Below are 16,877 nucleotides of genomic sequence, written 5' to 3'. Positions count from 1 at the left end.
TCATAATTATTCCATTTTCTTTATAAAAATCCTTCTTTTTTAGATGTTTTTTAATTTAGAACATAGTTTTATTTTATTATTTCGAGGTAAAAAAAGAAATACTCGCTTGCGAGTATTCCTTTTCTTCGCTCAGTTAAAGACAATCGTTTTGTTTTGATGAATGATGACACGATCTTCAAGATGCCACTTTAACGCCCGCGCAAGAACGGTTTTTTCAATGATGCGCCCGATCCGCTTTAAATCTTCTGGATGGTAACGGTGGTCTACTCTGGCAACATCTTGTTCGATAATCGGCCCTTCGTCCAAATCATCGGTTACATAATGCGAAGTCGCTCCAATTAATTTTACCCCGCGCTCATACGCGCGTTCATACGGTCTTGCGCCGACAAAGGCTGGGAGGAACGAATGATGAATATTAATAATTCGCGCCGGAAATTGCGCGACAAATTCCGGAGATAAAATTTGCATATATCGTGCGAGCACAATCGTATCAACACCATATTCTTTCAATAGCGCGATCTGTTTTTGCTCCGCTTCTACTTTTCTCTCTTTTGTCACCGGAATACAGTAGTAAGGAATACCGATCGATTCCACGCTTTCTTTCATATATTCGTGGTTGCTAATAACAAGGGCGATATCCGCCAATAATTCCCCTGCCTGCCATTCCCATAACAATTCTAATAAACAATGTTCTTCTTTCGAAACGAAAATCGCTAATTTTTGTAGGTCGTTATGTAAACGAAAACGCCAATTCATTTGAAACGTTTGGGCAACCGTTTCAAATTCTTTCTCTATTTGTTTTTTTCGTGCCGCCATTTCAGGAGCATCAAATTCAATTCGTAAAAAAAATGTTCCCCCTTCCGGATCGGTGGAGTATTGGCTCGATTCGACAATGTTCGCGCCTTGCTCATATAAAAAAGAAGTGACTGCAGCTACAATGCCAGGTTGATCAGGACATGAGATGACAAGCCGAGCACGATGTTTGTAATTTTGCAGAAAGTTTTGCAGACGACGTTCGCGAAACGTGTGCATAGATGATCTCCCCCTATGTAAGTCTGATTTTTCATCATCATACAAAAAAACGGCTGGAATTCCAACCGTTTTTTCGTAAATAACCAGCCATACACCAAATTATTTCGTTAAATCGCCAGCTGGGCCAAAGAACTCATAATGAATGTTCTCTTTCGCAACTTCCCATTCTTTTAACGCATGGTAGACCGTTTTCATAAACGGAACAGGACCGCAGAAATAAAAATCAGCCTGTGGGTCTTGAACAACGGATTGAATCCATTCTAGATTAATCAATCCTTCTTTTGCAAAATGCGGTTTTTGCCGATCCATTTCAGACGGTGATTGATAGCAAATATAATAAGACAGCGATTCATGTTCTTTAGCAAGATGGGTCATATGGGAATCAAAAGCATGTACACTTCCGTTGATCGCTGCATGAATAAACGTTACTTTCCGCTGCGGTTGATTCATCGCTAACGTGTTTACCATGCTTAGTAATGGCGTAATCCCAATCCCTCCGCTAATCAATACGACTGGCGTTTCTTTCGTCATGTCAAGGGTGAAGTCACCAGCTGGCGCGCTTAATTCAAGCACGTCCCCTTCTTGAATGTGATCGTGTAAGTAGTTCGAAACGATGCCAGCTGGTTGTGTATCTGTTGCGGCTTCTTTTTTCACGCTAATTCGATAATAGCCTTTTCCTGGAGCGTCAGATAAACTATATTGGCGAATGTGCGTATATGTTTCCCCCGGAACGTTGACTTTGACACTCACGTATTGACCTGGGAGAAAATCGCTAACCGCTCCGCCATCTTCTGGAACGAGATAAAACGATGTAATGACATCGCTTTCTTTTACTTTTTTCTGCACCGTAAAGCGGCGGAAATCTTTCCATCCCCCTGCTTTTCCTTCCGCTTCGCGATACATTTCTTCCTCGACTTGGATAAATACGTCTGCAATCACTCCGTACGCTTCTCTCCACGCTTCGATCACTTCATCGGTCGCCGCATCGCCTAATACATCCTTAATTGCCAGTAGTAAATATTTTCCTACAATTGGGTAATGCTCTTTTTTCACGCCTAGGCTGCGATGTTTATGGCCGATTTGCTTCACAAACGGCAAAATCGCTTCAAGATTATCAATATGTTTCGCAGCGGCATATACAGAAGCGGCTAGCGCTTTTGGCTGACGCCCTTGTTTTTGATGGGCGTGGTTAAAAATGTTCAACAGCTCTGGATGGTTAGAAAACATCAATTGATAAAAACGTTTCGTAATTTGTTCCCCGAATTGCTCTAACACAGGAACGGTCGATTGAATGATTTCGATCGTTTTTTTGCTTAATAATGTTTTTGTCGTACTCATGAATACATCCCCTCACCAAAACATGTATTTTACATACATGTTTATTGAATCATATCATTTCATAAAAAAGCAATATTTAAAATACATCTTTAACAAAATGTTCACAATTTCGCGCCTAAAGAGAACATATGGTAAGATAATGAATAGACAAAGAGATTAAAGGTGTGACAAACGATGCAGTTGACAAACTATACCGAATATGCGCTACGAGTGCTTCTCTTTTTAGGTGCGTTAGAACCTGGGGAAAAAACGAATATTAAAGAAATCTCTCGTGCATTTTCCATTTCAGAAAATCATTTAAGCAAAATTGTATATGAGCTCGGGAAAGAAGGATTTATCGAAACGATTCGTGGTCGGAACGGCGGTATTCGCCTCGCGAAAAAACCAGAAGATATTCGAATTGGCGTCGTCGTTCGCCATACAGAAGACAATTTATCGCTTGTTGAATGTTTTGCTGGTCATGGAAACCATTGCATTATCACCCCTGTTTGTGGGTTAAAGCATGTGCTCCACGAAGCGTTAGAAGCGTTTTTACGCGTGTTAGACTCGTATACATTGGCCGATTTACTTGCCAATAAAAACCATTTGCAATCTATCTTCCAACAAAAACGAGTGTAACAAACGTATTCAATTGTCACCTTTCGCAAAATATATTAATATTAGAAAGGTGTGCAAAAAACTAACGTTCAAAGGAGGTCAAAATGAAACAGACATTGACATCGCTACCACCTTATTTAAAAATGGAAAATGGTGAACTTTGGTTGACAGAAGATGACCGTGAAAACTTAAAAATCAGCTATCGAATTAAAGAAATCATTTTTTCTGAGCAATCTCCGTTTCAACATGTAATGATTTTAGATTCGTACGATTTTGGCAAAATGCTCGTGCTTGACGGGGTTGTGCAAACAACTTCGATTGATGGCCATATTTACAATGAGATGATTTCACATGTTCCACTTCAATTTCATCCAGCGCCAAAAAAAGTGCTGATTATCGGCGGTGGTGACTGCGGAGCAGCGCGGGAAGCAGCAAAATATAAACATGTGGAAGAAATTCACATGGTAGAAATTGATGAAAAAGTGGTACAAGCTTGTAAAAAACATTTACCAGACGTCTCAGGAAACTTATCAGATCCGCGCGTTCAGTTTATTTATACAGATGGAGTCGCATTTGTGAAAGAGCGTGCAAATACGTATGACGTCATTATTATTGACTCATCCGATCCTATTGGACCAGCAAAAGAATTATTTTCGTATGATTTTTACAAGCATGTCCATCGCGCATTAAAAGAAGGTGGCCTCATGGTATGTCAAAGTCAATCTCCGATCTTCCATATGGATATTTTAAAACAAACGTATACAAACATTCGCCAACTATTTCCACACGCGGCTGTCTATACCGCAACTGTTCCAACATATCCGGGCGGATTATGGAGCTTTACGATTGGCGCGAAAATTCCTCTTTCCCTTCCTAATGCATCGTCGCTTCCAGCTGACACCAAATATGTGAACGATGCCGTACTAAAACATTGTTTTCAATTGCCTCAATTTATGAAAAAAGCATTGTCATAACAAAACAGGGCTCCTTATTTAGGGAGCCCTGTTTTGCAAGATGGCTCAAGTCGCTCCTCTCCTCAGCGGGGCTTATACGATCTTCGCCGATAAGTGGTTACTTTGCATTTTTTCTTCTTAAGTAGAAGATCATTCATTCCCTTTTGTAAAAGAACGGCTAGCGACGATGGAAAGCGTTAAATCGTCTGCTGGCGGATTATGAAGCCCTGCACGAACATCACGATAATGGCGTTGCAGCGGATGATGGGCGAATAAACTATGTCCGCCGACAACCCGCATGGCCATATCGACAATATGAATCGCCGTATTCGTTGCTACGTATTTCACCGCTGCCAGTTCTTCCTTCATTGCTTGGCGCTTGTCAGGATAACGATCCCATTGATCAGCAACCGAATACATAAAGTGGCGGGCTGCCATTAATTGAAGATCAATTTCGGCTATTTTTCGCCGTACTTCTGGCACTTCGGCAATTGGATGCGGCAACGTATTCGGCTGATACGTTTCGGCAAATGCAATCGCCTCATTACGGGCTGCGATGGCGATCCCGAGGTAGCAAGCCGGTATATGTAAAAGCCAACCTTGCGCTCTTCCTTTTGCTTGCGGCGAGTGAAGAATTTCGACAAGCGCCGTTTCGTCGACTTCCACTTTTTCTAATATTAGATCGTCGCTTCTCGTCCCTCTCATTCCAAGCGTATCCCACGTTGCTTCAATTTGGAGACCGGGAGCGGTTTTCGGGATTAAAAAGTTACCCACTTCCCCTGTTTCTTTAATCGTCGCGGATACAATAAAATAATCAAGCGCAGGAGCAAGCGAAGTATACGTCTTCCTTCCAGAAATAATCCAGCGTCCATTTTGCTTTTCTGCCGTCGTTTCCGGTCTCCCACCGCGCGCTGGACTTCCTGTTGCCGCTTCTGACTGAGCGCTGTTTAGTAGTACTTGCTGATGGACGATTTCGTGACAAATGCGCTCAAACACGGGTTCAGGCCATTTTTTCTGTTCCGCTAAATTCATCACGATGCCTAAATGCCAACCGAGCGATAAGGCAGTAGCACCATCTCCTTGCGCAATCGTTTCTTGCACAAGCAAAAATTCATATAACGAGATTTCTTCGCCTCCATATTGTTTTGGAACGGTAAGCGAAAGAAAGCGCGCTTTTTTCAATTCGGCGAAATTTTCAAATGGAAAAACCGCCTGCTCATCGTAATGTTGCGCCCGTTTTTGAAACTGCTCAGCCAGCTGCCACGCTTTGGTTTGTAACTGTTTCTCTTTCTCTGTTCGTAAAAATAAGTGATATAAATCGCTCATGGTTCTCCCCTTTTCTTTTGTTTGCTTCCATTTTACTCGCTCTTAAGGAAAAAGAAAATGAATAGGTTATATTGATTATTTAGAACATAGTTTATTTTTGTAAACAAAAGACCGATGGGGTACCCCACCGGATAGGTTTAGCGGACAAACAACGGGATCACAAGGTAGCCGATGAGCGCTAAAATGCCGCACAATAACGAAATTCGCAGCTTGTACTTCGCGTACTCCATTAAATCTAAATCCATAATCGAAGCAGTGGTAATCGTTGTATCTCCTAACGGCGAAGCGAACGCACCAAATGTCCCGCTCGCAAATACAGCGCCTATCGTCATCGGCAATGAAGCTCCTGTTGCCGCTGCAAACGTCACACCGAGCGGCATAAACAATCCCCACGTCCCCCATGATGTGCCGATAAAATAAGAAATGAAAGAACCGAGAATAAACATGGCTGCTGGAACAATCTCCTTTGGTAAAAACGTTCCGAACGTTGCACTAATGTAACTGGAAAAACCTAATTGTTCCGCTGTCAACGATAGCGCCCAAACAAGAAGAAGCATGCTAATTGGCGCCATCAGTTCATTGCCACCTTCAAAAAAATGATAAATGAGCTCATGGAATTTCTGGCGGCGAATAAAGTAAAATACCGCGGTAATAAAAATGGTCACAAATAACGCTACTAACATCACAAACGTAGCATCTGCATTGGAAAAAGCAGCGATCATTGTCGCAGCCCCTTTTTTTGTTCCGTCATACCAAAGAAAAAACATCGTGAACAGTAAAATAAGCAAAAGCGGGAAAAACAAATGAAGCGGCTCCCCAACGACTAACGCCAGTTCTTTTTTTAACCCTAGCCGGTGAAAGTAGTTCGTTTCGCTTTCTGCTTGTTCGCGTTCCTCTTTTCCGATCTGAACATGTTTAAACGTTGTCACAATCCCAACAAAAAGCGCAATGACCGCAAAAAAATTGTATGGCAAGCTCGCCACAAAAAGATGATACGCTGATTGACCGATTCCGTTTTGCCGGAGCGCCCCTTCCACGACAGATGTCATAAACCCGACAAACGCGGTGGCAAGCGGCAAAAGAACAATAGTCGGTTCCGTGGAAACATCAATCATATAAGCCATTTTCCGTTTATCAATCTGAAACTTTTCGATGAGCGGTTTCATTACCGGAGCAAGCAGCATAATCCGAAACATTGGCGTAAAAAATGTAAACGGGATCGTCAACCATATAAACCACATCATGCGTCTTTTCGAATGAATTTTCGGGCTAATCCATTGCACAAACCCTTTGATTCCGCCTGTAATTTGCATCATACCAACGAGCGCCCCAAACAAGTACAGAAAGGCCATCACTTTCATATGGCCGATGTCCGTTGCTGTCTGCAATAATGCACTTACTGCTCGCTCGATCGCACGGAACCAATGGCCTTCTAAACAAAACGCCCCGACAAATAAACCAACGACAAGGCCAGGCAATATTTCTTGAAGCCATATTGCCAACGGAATAACGAGCAAAAATGGCAATAACGACACCCATGTTCCTTCCAATATGTCCAACTCCTTTCGTTACAAGGATGGCCATAAATGCTTAAAACTATTACGCTTATTGATTATTTAGAACATTGTTTGATAAAAAAAGAGGCTGTCTCAAAAGGTCGTCTTTCTTCAAGGAAGATACAATATATAGTTTTACGAAAGTGTTTCGTGCGTATATATAGTGATAAGAAAGGGTGCCCCGTTACTTTTGGGACACCCTCATTAATGCGTGCGCCGAGCGAAATCGACAAACCGAAATTTATCCAGCCGATGTCGCGATTCTGTGAATTGAAATAAGCTCGCATCTTCTAAATACACATAATTTTGCACAACGACAATATGCTCATATCCATCTACATCTAAATACTTCCGGTCTTCGTCGGTGATTTTGTCCACAAACATTTCTTTTTTCGCAAAGCTAATTTTCAGTTTGAGCTCGTTTTCCAAGTATTCATAAATAGAGTTTTCGCAAATCTCGTGCGTTAATAAAGGAACAAATTTCCGATGCAAAAAATCTTTGTCTAAAATAATTTTTTCTCCTTCAATTTCCCGGGAGCGAACCACTTTCCATACTTCGTCTTTCGCTGTTACATCTAAATATTTTCGGATATAGTCATCTGGTTTCACGACTTGCAGTTCATGAACGATCGTTCGAACACGCTTTTTCATTTTTTGGGCCAGTTCTTTAAAACTTACTAATCCCGACACAGGAAAATCGTATTTGCCGACATCCAGCACAATTGAACCTTTTCCTTTAATTTTTTGAATGTAGCCGTGCTCGGATAATAAATTTAGCGCTTTGCGAATCGTTTCCCGCGATGTCTCGTATTGTTGCGATAATTCGTGTTCAGACGGAAGTTTATCGTTCGGCTGAAAGATTCCTTTACGAATTTGAAGCAAAAGATCGTTATAAATCGCTAAAAACTTATTTTCTTTCATCACTATCACCGACTTGTATTGTATCATTTTGTTAAATAATACACAATCGATTCATACGGACGCAATTTGATTTGTTGAAAATGTTCCGGTGCATCCTCGTAATTCGATAATAGTTCAACTGATTGTTTATTCATTTTCCAAACCTCCAATTACTTCATTCGAAACAAATAAGACTTTCTCATCGTCACTTGCAATAACGCACTTTGACCGGCAATGCATCTTTCATAAGTAATCGGTTCCATATTTTCTGCTACTTCACTATTCGTAATAATCACTGGGGTAACAATGCTGGCTGCTTTCTTTTTAATGAGACCGAGATCGAAAGAAAGCAATAAATCCCCTTTCTTTACCCTTTCTCCTTTTTTCACATGAACCGTAAACCCTTCGCCATTCAACAGTACTGTTTCTAACCCGATGTGAATAAGAATCTCCAATCCTTTGGATGATAAAAGGCCGATCGCATGTTTCGATTGAAAAATGTTAATGACTCGGCCGTCTACTGGTGATACCACCTTCCCCTCACTTGGTACAATCGCCACCCCGTCACCTAACAGCTTATGAGAAAACGTAGGGCTTGGCACTTCTTCAATCGGGATCACATTTCCATTCAACGGTGCGAATATCGTTTCTTCCCCTTGCCAGACGATCATATAAGTCCCCCTCTTAAGCGCTTACACAAACATGTATATACATGTTGACTTACAGTTTTATTTTAACTTGTATATACAAGTTGGTCAATAAAAAATTTTGTTCAAAAAATAAAAAGCAAGCAATCGATATATTGACCGCTTGCTTTTTATTTAGAAGGGTGGTTTTGTCGGCTGTTATGAAGCACGGCATACCGCTTAATTTCACGGATTAATATTTCTTCCTGCTGGAAAGAAAGAAGCAACTGCAATCCGTAATAGTAATCGTTGGCTGTCTTTCGTTGCCACACTAACGTTCCTATAAAACTAAACTCTACATCATTTAACATAAATGTCACTTCAATATGAATTTCTCGTGGACGAGGGGGGATATCAAGGGATGTTTTCATTCTCATCCCTCGCGGACTAATGTCGTGAATTTCCGCCGCTCCTTTGTCGCTTTCAATCTCTCTATTATCGATACGCACAATGCGGAACGTACAAGGGAGAGGCTGCCCAAATTGGTAGCGGAATGCTTCTTGTCGTTTAAATCGCACGAAAATCCCCTCTTTTCCAAAAATATAACGATTTATCGCTAGCTTTTTTCATACTCAGCCAAAACTAACCTCATTATATATGGATTTCCTTCAATTGTGAATATCTATATAAGTTGAAATTTTGTTTTACATCCAGCGGATCACTTCACCACGTTATATCATATCGGTTTGTATTTAGATGAAAACGGAAACGAAAAATCGGAAATTCTTTATTGCAACTTATATAACCACATTTCTTTTATTTCTCCTGCTTCCTCGCTGTCGATGACGAAAGTTCCATTACTGTATCGATCGGAACGTTTCAATGACGCTACGTCAACGTCTTCCGTTTCGCCTTTTTCTGTTCGCACGATGACACGGCCGCTGTCGTTTTCTGTTATGAGCGCGGCAACTACACGATGCGGATTCGTTTTTAACTCCCGAAGCATGACAAGCCCCCGTTTTGCTCGCGATGATTTTTCAAACTCGCTAAGCGGCATTTTTTTGACCGACCCTCGCTGTGTCACAATGACAATCATTGGAGAATCCGCCGCAACAATTGGATAAGCGGCGACAACAAAATCCCCGTCTTTCAATTGAATTCCTTTTACTCCAGCAGCGCGCACGCCGACGGCACTCACTTCTTCTTCGCTGAACCATAAACCGTAACCTTGGTGCGTCGCAAGGAATAAATCACAGCTGCCATCTGTTATATAGACGTTAATTACTTCATCGTTTTCTTTTAAGTTAATCGCTGCCAACGGACGGCCGTAACGCTGCACTTTATATTGTTTCATTTCGGTCCGCTTCACCATTCCTTGTTTCGTAATAAACATAAGATCGAGCGGCTGTTCAAAGTCTTGGATTGAAACGGCCGACACGAGATCATCATCCCTGTCTAACGGAACGAGGTTGGAAATATGTTGACCAAGCTCTTTCCAGCGAATATCAGGCAATTCATGAACCGGACAATAAATATAGTTTCCTCTTCGCGTAAACAGAAGCAGCACATCCGTTGTATTCATCTCTAATTGTGCTAATAAACGGTCGGATTCTTTCATGCCGAAATCTTGGCCGTTTGACGCTGTATACGAACGAAGGCTCGTCCGTTTGACATATCCTTCTTTCGTCACGGTGACGATGACGTCTTCTGCCGGTACCATCACTTCAAGGTTGATTTTAATCTCTTCGATTTCCTCTTGAATGACCGTTCTTCGCTCGTCAGCGTATGTCTTTTTTAATTTTTTCAGCTCCGATTTAATCACCGACAGCAATTTTTTTTCGCTTGCTAAAACGGCCGTCAATTCGCTAATTTTTTTCGAAAGTTCTTCCGCTTCCTGTTTTAAAGCCGTAATGTCCGTATTCGTTAATCGATACAATTGCAACGTCACAATTGCCTCCGCTTGTGCTTCAGTGAAATCGTAGCGAGCGATGAGCTGATCTTTCGCATCTCTTTTATCTTTCGATGCGCGAATCGTCGCAATCACTTCATCGAGAATCGATAAAGCTTTCATCAGCCCTTCGACGATATGCGCTCGATCGCGAGCTTTTTTCCATTCATAGCGCGAGCGGTTCGTCACGACTTCTTTTTGATGTTCAATATACGCATCGAGCAACTCTGGAAGGCTCAACAGTTTCGGGCGCCGCTCGTGAATCGCGACCATATTAAAATTATACGGCACTTGCAAATCGGTATTTTTATATAAATAGTTTAAAATCCCTTCTGCGTCGGCGTCTTTCTTTAATTCAATGACGATACGGAGGCCGGTTCGGTCCGTTTCATCACGGACGTCGGAAATGCCATCGAGTTTCCGATCAAACCGCAGTTCGTCAATTTTTTTGACAAGGCTCGCTTTATTGACTTCATATGGAATTTCCGTAATGACAATTTGTTGTTTTCCGCCTTTCGCCGATTCAATCACCGCTTTTCCGCGGATAATTATTTTCCCTTTTCCCGTTTCGTACGCCTTTTTAATTCCGTCTTTTCCTTGAATAATGCCGCCGGTTGGAAAATCTGGTCCGTGCAAAACGGTCATTAACTCATCGACGGTGCAATTCGGTTTGTCAATCCGCATCATGACTGCATCAATGACTTCGCCTAAATGATGCGGCGGAATTTCTGTCGCATACCCTGCCGAAATGCCGGTCGAACCGTTCACTAACAAATTCGGAAACATGGCAGGAAGCACGACCGGCTCTTGGCTTGTGTCGTCAAAGTTTGGCACAAATTCGACCGTCTCTTTTTCAATATCCCGCAACAATTCCGCGGCAATCGCTGATAGGCGCGCCTCTGTATAACGCATCGCCGCTGGAGGATCGCCGTCGATGCTGCCGTTATTTCCGTGCATTTCGATTAAAATATTGCGCAGCTTCCAGTCTTGGCTCATCCGCACCATCGCTTCGTACACGGATGAATCGCCGTGCGGATGGAAGTTTCCGATCACGTTTCCGACCGTTTTCGCCGCTTTGCGGAATCCTTTATCAGCCGTATTTCCGTCCACATACATCGCATATAAAATCCGGCGTTGAACAGGCTTCAGCCCGTCGCGCACGTCGGGAAGCGCCCGTTCTTGAATGATATATTTACTGTAACGTCCAAAACGGTCGCCTAATACATCTTCTAATGGCAAGTCTAACAATCTTTCTGTCATAATGTTCCCTCCTCTGCGACCGATACGTGTTCATTGTCTAAAATATTCGGATCATCCGCTAAGCCGAATTGGACATTTGCTTCAATCCATTTGCGCCGCGGTTCGACTTTATCTCCCATGAGCGTCGTCACACGCCGCTCCGCTCTTGCGGCATCATCAATCCGCACTCGAATAAGCGTGCGCGTTTCCGGATTCATCGTCGTTTCCCACAGCTGGTCCGCGTTCATCTCGCCAAGACCTTTATACCGTTGAATCGTATAGCCTTTGCCTAGTTTTTTGATCGCTTCTTTTAGTTGCTCATCGGTCCACGCATATTCCACCATTTCTTTTTTTCCGGTGCCTTTGCTAATTTTATAAAGCGGCGGAAGGGCAATGTATACTTTTCCTGCTTCAATTAAAGGACGCATGTAGCGGTAAAAAAACGTTAGAAGCAGCACTTGAATATGAGCGCCGTCCGTATCGGCATCTGTCATAATAATGATTTTGTCGTAGTTAATATCTTCTAGCGAAAAATCAGCTCCGACACCGCCGCCGATTGCGTGAATAATCGTATTAATTTCTTCATTTTTAAAAATATCCGCCAGCTTCGCCTTTTCTGTATTGATGACTTTTCCACGCAACGGAAGCACCGCTTGGAAGCGGCGGTCGCGCCCTTGTTTCGCTGAACCGCCTGCCGAATCGCCTTCTACTAAATAGAGCTCATTTTTCTTCGGATTGCGCGTTTGCGCCGGCGTTAGTTTTCCACTTAACACCGCTTCTTTTCCTTTTTTCTTTTTCCCGCTTCGTGCTTCTTCACGCGCTTTCCGTGCCGCTTCGCGCGCTTGGTACGCTTTAATCGCTTTTTTCACAAGCATTGCGCTAATATCCGGATTTTCTTGAAGAAAGTACGTTAAATGTTCGGACACAACGGAATCGACGGCAGAGCGGGCTTCGCTTGTTCCAAGTTTTCCTTTTGTTTGTCCTTCAAACTGCAATAAATGTTCCGGAATTCTGACCGACACAATCGCGGATAATCCTTCGCGAATATCAGAACCTTCTAAGTTTTTATCTTTTTCTTTTAATAGGCCCGTTTTGCGCGCATATTCGTTAAAAACGCGGGTCATCGCTGTTTTGGCGCCCGCTTCATGCGTTCCGCCATCTTTTGTGCGAACGTTATTGACGAATGACAGCACGTTTTCCGAGTAGCCATCATTAAATTGAAAGGCAAACTCGACTTCAATGCCGCCTTGTTGCCCCTCAAAATAAACGACTGGGTGAAGGGCGTCCTTTTCTTCGTTTAAATAGGCGACAAATGCTTCAATTCCATTTTCGTAATGAAACAATTCACGCATCTCGGTTCGTTCATCGACTAATTCAATTTTCAACCCTTTTAATAAAAAAGCGGATTCTCGCAACCGTTCACTTAATGTTTCGTAATTGAACGTCGTCGTGCTAAAAATGGTCGGGTCTGGTTTGAATTGAATCATTGTTCCTGTCTTTTTCGTTGTTCCGATTTTTTCTAATGTCGTGACAGGTGTTCCGCCATGTTCAAATCGCTGTTGGTAAATAAATCCGTCGCGATGAATCGTGACGACGAGCCATTCGGATAAGGCGTTGACGACGGAGGCGCCGACCCCGTGCAATCCACCGCTCGTTTTATAGCCGCCTTGTCCAAATTTTCCACCGGCATGAAGGACGGTTAAAATCACCTCCGGCGTCGGCTTTCCGAGTTTATGCATTCCCGTCGGCATGCCTCGTCCTTCGTCTAACACGGTGATGCTGTTGTCTTTATGTATTTTGACGAGAATATAGTTTCCGTATCCCGCCAGCGCTTCATCGACGGAGTTGTCGACAATTTCATAGACGAGATGATGCAACCCGCGGCTATCGGTGCTGCCGATATACATCCCTGGCCGCTTCCGTACCGCTTCAAGCCCCTCGAGCACTTGAATGGCATCATCGTTATATTCATAGACATGCTGTTTTGTCACGCACATACCCCTTTCAAAAACAAGAACATTTGTTTCTGTTTTATTTTAGCATAAATTTCGGAAACGTCTATGCCTATTTTGTCAGCTGATCCAAACTTCTGAAAATGGAAATGACCATCTTCCTCAAAAGATGGCCGAATTCCGTTTAACTTTTTTTCGTTAGAGCGTGCTCTACTTTAATACAGCGATCCATCACAACCGTATATCCTTTTTCTTTTAAAAACTCATACACGTCTTCATCGACAACACCTAACTGCGCCCAAAACACATCGGCATCGATTTGGACGAACTCACGAGCCACCTCTGGCAAATACTCCGAACGACGGAACACGTTGACAATATCGATATGTCCTTCAATGTCTTTTAACGATTTCACCGCCGGAATCCCTTCCCATTCCTCAATCGTTGGATTGACTGGAATAATGTTATACCCAGCGTCCTTCATCGCTTTTGCGACCATATATGACGTGCGGTCGGGATTGTTGGATAAGCCAACAACGGCAATACGTTTTGCTTTTTGTAAAATTTCCGCGATTTCTTCGCGGCTTGGGTTCATAATCGGCATGTTTTTTCTCCTTTCGAACGCTTTTTTGTAGTATTTCTTTATCAAACAAGAAAAATCCTGCCGATGCCTATATTTTTATGTTTACGGTAGCTTGTCTAACATTTTTTACATTGTTGTTTTGTCTTAAAAAGTTCGAAAAAAACAATAACACAAAGATAATTTTCTTGTCATGCCATCCACTGTGTGCGTATAATAAAGTTGAACAGCATAAAATAAAACAGGACATTGGCGGCAACCAATGTCCCATCCATACACCGCTTACTGCAAGGAGTGCAGTGACCTAGAAAAGCAGATCGTAACCCACCCTCACTTAGGCCGAGCAGGGTGGGTTACTTTTTGTCTTTAGATACAGCGATAACGGTTACGATCAGCGATGCAAACGCAATCATTAATGTCAGCGCATCGGTAACGGTCATCATCAGTAGCACCTCCCTTCTTTAAGGGAGTAGCCACTGCCCACCCTGCATACAACTGTGCATGTTTATTATATCATAAATCACCGGAATAAGAATATATGTTCTTAAAAATAGGAAAAAAGGGATAATGGGGGAATTTGATGAATCATCTTTTTTCCGGCCACTTTTACAACAAGAAATAGCATGACAAATCCGATCACAAGCTCCGCTGTTAACTCCGTTATTTTCATTTGATGCACCGCCTCATTCTCTCTATGTTTCATTATGAACCAAACGAGCAAAACATATGTCTCCCTTTCTTCACATCTTCTGTCGTTGCATCTTCCATTTTCTCACTGTATCATGTTAATAAAACTAGTAGAAAGGATGTTTGGCGTGAAAAAACAGCTTCCTCCTGGGCAATTTGAAACGGATAAATGGCCGATCCTTCATGAAGGCGACGTGTACGAATTTGATGAAAAAACGTGGACATTTCGGCTATTTGGTGAAGTGAAAAAAGAAGTAATCCTCCCCTACGAACAAGTAATGAAGTTACCAAAAACGATCTCGTCGATCGATATGCATTGCGTCACGACATGGTCGAAGTTTGATACAACATTTGAAGGAATTGCTTTTCGCGAGTTTTTACGCCTCGTCGAACTTGAGCCGGATGTGAAATACGTGAAAATTTACGGCTATTTAAACAAAAATCCGCTTGGCTATTCGGCAAATTTACCGTTAGAAGCGTTAATGGGGGATGATGCGCTTTTTGTTTATCGCTGGAAAGATGCACAAAACGATTGGCAAGACATTTCCCCAAAACATGGCTACCCGCTTCGTTTTATTCCGCCTGCATCATTTTATTTATGGAAAGGAGCGAAATGGGCGACAGGCATTTGTTTTATGAAAAAAGATGAACCTGGTTATTGGGAACAGCGCGGCTATTCTATGACTGCCAATCCATTTAAAGAAGAACGCTTTGCTTCACCCAGCGAGTGGCTTCGCTCCTTTTTTTAACCCCGGTTGCATCACAAGCAATCATGTGCATCTTTTATTTTTGTGATATAATACGAACGAATGAAGTAGAGGAGGTTACGTATGAAGCAAGAACTAATCGAACGGTTAACAAGATATGCTAAAATCGACACCCAATCTGACCCAGCAAGCAACACATGCCCTTCCACCGAAGGTCAATGGACGCTTGCAAACATGTTGGTCGAAGAATTAAAAGCAATCGGCATGGAAGAAGTAACGGTCGATGAAAACGGCTATGTAATGGCAACGTTGCCAGCGAACACAGACAAAGCCGTACCGACCATCGGCTTTTTGGCACATATGGACACAGCGACAGATTTTACAGGCGCGAACGTCAATCCACAAATCGTCGAATCATATGACGGTGGGGATATTTTATTGAATAAAGACTTACATATCATTCTTTCTCCGACGGATTTTCCAGAACTTTCGCGTTATAAAGGACATACATTAATCACAACGGACGGCACCACGCTTTTAGGAGCAGACAATAAAGCAGGAATCGCCGAAATTATGACAGCGATGGAATACCTCATCAAACATCCAGAAATCAAACACGGCAAAGTGCGGATTGCTTTTACGCCAGATGAAGAAATCGGCAGAGGTCCTCATAAATTTGATGTTGCCGCATTTGGCGCGAAATATGCTTATACCGTCGATGGCGGTCCGCTCGGCGAATTGGAATACGAAAGCTTTAATGCCGCACAAGCAAAAATTACATTCAAAGGGAAAAACGTACATCCAGGTTCCGCGAAAGGAAAAATGATTAACTCGCTAAAACTAGCGATGGAATTTCACGCCCATCTCCCTAGGAACGAAGCGCCGGAGCATACCGAAGGATACGAAGGATTTTACCACCTTCTCTCCTGCCAAGGCGATGTCGAACAAACAACGCTCCATTACATTATTCGCGACTTTGACCGCGGAAAATTTGCGGCAAGAAAAGCAACTATTGAAGAAATTGCCGCGAAACTCCAAGAGAAATATGGAAAAGAACGCATCCATATCGAAATGAGCGATCAATATTACAACATGCGCGAAAAAATTGAGCCGGTCAAAGAAGTCGTCGATATTGCGTATGAGGCAATGACAAACTTAGGGATTGAACCAATCATTAAACCAATCCGCGGCGGAACAGACGGCTCACAGCTATCCTATATGGGGCTGCCTACGCCAAATATTTTTACGGGCGGCGAAAACTTCCACGGTCGCTATGAATATATTTCCGTCGACAACATGGCCAAAGCAGTGAATGTTATTATTGAAATCGTGAAATTGTTTGAACAAAAAGCAGCGACCAAATAATGTAATTCCGTTAACCCTCCCTTCTTTGGAAGCGGAGGGTTTTTGTATTAAAAATCTCTTTTTTTCCAATA

16 protein-coding genes are annotated in these 16,877 nt (G+C 42.6%); 4 read left to right on the top strand and 12 right to left on the bottom strand.

Features of this window, described 5'->3' with window-relative positions; translation table 11 throughout:
• Positions 1–129 precede the first annotated feature (129 nt).
• Positions 130–1,032, bottom strand: a complete 903-nt coding sequence (gene purU / locus M4I42_RS06125; RefSeq protein WP_268851343.1) for a formyltetrahydrofolate deformylase — start codon at positions 1,030–1,032, stop codon at positions 130–132.
• A gap of 99 nt (positions 1,033–1,131) precedes the next feature.
• Positions 1,132–2,370 carry an NO-inducible flavohemoprotein gene (hmpA, locus tag M4I42_RS06120; RefSeq protein ID WP_268851342.1) on the bottom strand — a complete coding sequence of 413 codons (1,239 nt, stop codon included), beginning with the start codon at positions 2,368–2,370 and terminating at the stop codon, positions 1,132–1,134.
• A gap of 174 nt (positions 2,371–2,544) precedes the next feature.
• On the opposite strand from hmpA, the gene M4I42_RS06115 reads away from it, so the two are divergent.
• Positions 2,545–2,988, top strand: a complete 444-nt coding sequence (locus M4I42_RS06115) for an Rrf2 family transcriptional regulator (RefSeq protein WP_268851341.1) — start codon at positions 2,545–2,547, stop codon at positions 2,986–2,988.
• An 83-nt stretch (positions 2,989–3,071) separates the two neighbouring features.
• Positions 3,072–3,941, top strand: a complete 870-nt coding sequence (gene speE, locus M4I42_RS06110) for a polyamine aminopropyltransferase (RefSeq protein ID WP_268851340.1) — start codon at positions 3,072–3,074, stop codon at positions 3,939–3,941.
• 129 nt (positions 3,942–4,070) lie between these two features.
• Here speE and M4I42_RS06105 read toward each other — a convergent pair whose 3' ends face one another.
• The 10 genes from M4I42_RS06105 to M4I42_RS06060 all read right to left on the bottom strand — a co-directional run bounded on the left by M4I42_RS06105 (position 4,071) and on the right by M4I42_RS06060 (position 14,717).
• The gene (locus M4I42_RS06105) at positions 4,071–5,246 is read right to left on the bottom strand and encodes an acyl-CoA dehydrogenase family protein (RefSeq protein ID WP_268851339.1); all 1,176 of its coding nucleotides are present in this window, start codon (positions 5,244–5,246) and stop codon (positions 4,071–4,073) included.
• A gap of 137 nt (positions 5,247–5,383) precedes the next feature.
• Entirely contained in the window at positions 5,384–6,796 is a 1,413-nt protein-coding gene (locus M4I42_RS06100) for a Na+/H+ antiporter NhaC family protein (RefSeq protein WP_268851338.1), read from the bottom strand.
• Positions 6,797–7,006: 210 nt separating this feature from the next.
• Complete coding sequence (gene treR / locus M4I42_RS06095) at positions 7,007–7,723, bottom strand: trehalose operon repressor (RefSeq protein ID WP_268851337.1); 717 nt, start codon at positions 7,721–7,723, stop codon at positions 7,007–7,009.
• 149 nt (positions 7,724–7,872) lie between these two features.
• Positions 7,873–8,373 (bottom strand): PTS sugar transporter subunit IIA, encoded by a 501-nt coding sequence (locus M4I42_RS06090; RefSeq protein ID WP_268851336.1) that lies wholly within the window; start codon positions 8,371–8,373, stop codon positions 7,873–7,875.
• A gap of 146 nt (positions 8,374–8,519) precedes the next feature.
• Complete coding sequence (locus tag M4I42_RS06085; RefSeq protein WP_268851335.1) at positions 8,520–8,906, bottom strand: PilZ domain-containing protein; 387 nt, start codon at positions 8,904–8,906, stop codon at positions 8,520–8,522.
• Between the two features lie 209 nt (positions 8,907–9,115).
• A complete protein-coding gene (gene parC, locus M4I42_RS06080) occupies positions 9,116–11,536 on the bottom strand; it encodes a DNA topoisomerase IV subunit A (protein ID WP_268851334.1) in 2,421 nt (806 codons plus the stop codon).
• Positions 11,533–13,506, bottom strand: coding sequence for a DNA topoisomerase IV subunit B (parE, locus tag M4I42_RS06075; protein ID WP_328284591.1), 1,974 nt, complete (start codon positions 13,504–13,506; stop codon positions 11,533–11,535). The genes parC and parE overlap by 4 nt, the downstream gene beginning before the upstream one ends.
• A 145-nt stretch (positions 13,507–13,651) precedes the next feature.
• Entirely contained in the window at positions 13,652–14,071 is a 420-nt protein-coding gene (locus M4I42_RS06070; protein ID WP_268851332.1) for a CoA-binding protein, read from the bottom strand.
• A 329-nt stretch (positions 14,072–14,400) separates the two neighbouring features.
• Complete coding sequence (locus tag M4I42_RS06065; RefSeq protein WP_229706051.1) at positions 14,401–14,490, bottom strand: putative holin-like toxin; 90 nt, start codon at positions 14,488–14,490, stop codon at positions 14,401–14,403.
• Between the two features lie 101 nt (positions 14,491–14,591).
• On the bottom strand, positions 14,592–14,717 hold the full coding sequence (locus M4I42_RS06060) for a hypothetical protein (RefSeq protein WP_268851331.1): 126 nt from the start codon (positions 14,715–14,717) through the stop codon (positions 14,592–14,594).
• A 145-nt stretch (positions 14,718–14,862) separates the two neighbouring features.
• On the opposite strand from M4I42_RS06060, the gene M4I42_RS06055 reads away from it, so the two are divergent.
• A complete protein-coding gene (locus tag M4I42_RS06055) occupies positions 14,863–15,483 on the top strand; it encodes a molybdopterin-dependent oxidoreductase (RefSeq protein ID WP_268851330.1) in 621 nt (206 codons plus the stop codon).
• Between the two features lie 81 nt (positions 15,484–15,564).
• On the top strand, positions 15,565–16,806 hold the full coding sequence (pepT, locus tag M4I42_RS06050) for a peptidase T (protein WP_268851329.1): 1,242 nt from the start codon (positions 15,565–15,567) through the stop codon (positions 16,804–16,806).
• Positions 16,807–16,877: the final 71 nt, after the last annotated feature.

The sequence above is a fragment of the Anoxybacillus sp. J5B_2022 genome, assembly GCF_026847645.1.
Lineage (GTDB): Bacteria > Bacillota > Bacilli > Bacillales > Anoxybacillaceae > Anoxybacteroides.
The sequence above is the reverse complement of the archived record's forward strand: the minus strand, read 5'-3'. Positions and strand labels throughout refer to the sequence as shown.